We start from the raw sequence: 1,787 nt of genomic DNA on the forward strand, positions 1-1,787 counted from the left end.
CCCTAATAACCGTTGTGATTCTTCAGGATTGTTATGAATGTACTCAACTATGTTGCTCATAATCTCAGGGTAGGTACACGATTTTATCCTGTTATACCATAATTTGATTCTTTTTCGGATATGTCTATTGTTTTACCTGATTGTAGAGAGTTGGGTGATTTGCCTTTGGTAATTCCAAAAACTCTTCTAACCACTGTTGTTTGCTGATACCGTAGTTCTCAATGTCTTCCCACCCTTGCGCTCCGGCTATTACTGCTAGAATTGCAATCACTAAGATATCGGTGAGTTGATGTTTCTTTGTTCGCTCTACTCTGGGGTCTTTGATGTCTCCAAAATTTTCCACTAAACTTTGTTGAATGGCTTCAATGGATGCTACCTGTCTTGGCTTTCCCTGATGACGATTTCTTTTCTTGGAAGCACTTGACTTAGTTTCAAATCCTGCTGACATAAACCTTTATTCCTAGAGTTGAAGGGGGAGCTTATGTCCTCATCTCACTTCTTTTGCTCCCATGTCAAGTACATTTTTTATCTGCTCCCCGACCCTTATCTTGTTTCTTTTGTCAAGTTCATATTATACCAAATTAGATGAGCTTACCCTGGGGAACAAGTCCCCGTTATTGTAAAAATTTGTTATTATTTATTGCTCCTGATCGGACAAAATGCGATACATTATTTGAAAATGTCAGTCAATTTTTAGCCTGGGATTCTATTGTTAAAGAGAAACAAGAAAAGATTTTAAATCTGGATACCTTTCAAGAAAAACAAGCTCATAAAAAACAGGAGGAAACAGATACAAAAGTTGATAATGCGATTTTAGAAACCTATCAATGGTTATTAGTTCCCAGTCAGTCAGATCCCCAAAGTTCAATTACATGGGAAGAATTGAAATTACCAGGACAAGATTCTTTTATTTTGCGTGCTAGTCGTAAAGCTTTACATGAAGAATATTTGATTACTAAATTTGCACCTTTTTTATTAAATCAATTAGTGCTTGATGCTTATCTTTGGCAAAATGTCAATCATATTGAAGTGAAAACCTTATGGAAATATTTGACAAATTATCTTTATTTACCCAGATTAAAAAATGCACAGGTTTTACTGAATACTGTTCAGGAAGGTGTAGCAGCACTGCTGTTAACAGAAAACTTTGCTGCTGCTGATGGTTACGACGAAGCCAAACAAAGATATTTAGGATTAAAAAGTAATGAATATATTACAGTTACTTTGAGTCAACAAAGTTTAGTAGTTAAACCTGATATTGCCTTAAAACAAATTCAAGAGGATACAGCAATTAAAGAAAATCAAATATCAACAATTGAAAAATCAGAAAATACCAATTTCAATAGTAGTAATTCATCCCTGAAAGTAGAAGATAGAAATAGTAATACTGGTTATACTATTACCCAAAAAGAACAAAAACAACCACAGAAACAACTGCGTCGGTTTTATGGTGTTATAGATTTAGATCCTGTGCGGGTTTCCAGAGATGTGGGGGTAATTTCTCAAGAAATATTACAACATTTAACCGGTTTAGTAGATGCCAATGTGCAGATTACCTTAGAAATTCAAGTACAATTATCAGAACCAGTACCAGATCATATTTTGCGTACTGTTAACGAAAATTGTCGCACCTTAAAGTTTAAAACCCATAGCTTTGAGGAAGAATGAAGATCGAGGAGATCGAGGAGTCAGGAGATCAAGGAGTCAGGAGTCAGGAGTCAGGAGTCAGGAGGTAGGGGAAGTAGGGGAGGCAGGGGAAGCAGGGGAAGATGAATAACCCAATGCCC

At 36.1% G+C, this 1,787-nt stretch carries 1 protein-coding gene and 1 pseudogene; one reads left to right on the plus strand and one right to left on the minus strand.

The window, feature by feature from the left end; translation table 11 throughout:
* Positions 1–166: 166 nt before the first annotated feature.
* Positions 167–448 (minus strand): annotated as a pseudogene (locus tag IQ237_RS26570) (transposase family protein); the annotation flags it as partial.
* Between the two features lie 137 nt (positions 449–585).
* Here IQ237_RS26570 and IQ237_RS25935 point away from each other — a divergent pair.
* On the plus strand, positions 586–1,668 hold the full coding sequence (locus tag IQ237_RS25935; protein WP_194060113.1) for a hypothetical protein: 1,083 nt from the start codon (positions 586–588) through the stop codon (positions 1,666–1,668).
* Positions 1,669–1,787: the final 119 nt, after the last annotated feature.

The sequence above is a fragment of the Sphaerospermopsis sp. LEGE 08334 genome, assembly GCF_015207205.1.
Classification (GTDB): Bacteria; Cyanobacteriota; Cyanobacteriia; order Cyanobacteriales; family Nostocaceae; genus Sphaerospermopsis.

What these genes read in the sequence shown, in the direction of transcription:
- IQ237_RS25935 (WP_194060113.1), top strand. Translation starts at nt 586, where the DNA reads ATGAGCTTACCCTGGGGAACAAGTCCCCGTTATTGTAAAAATTTGTTA.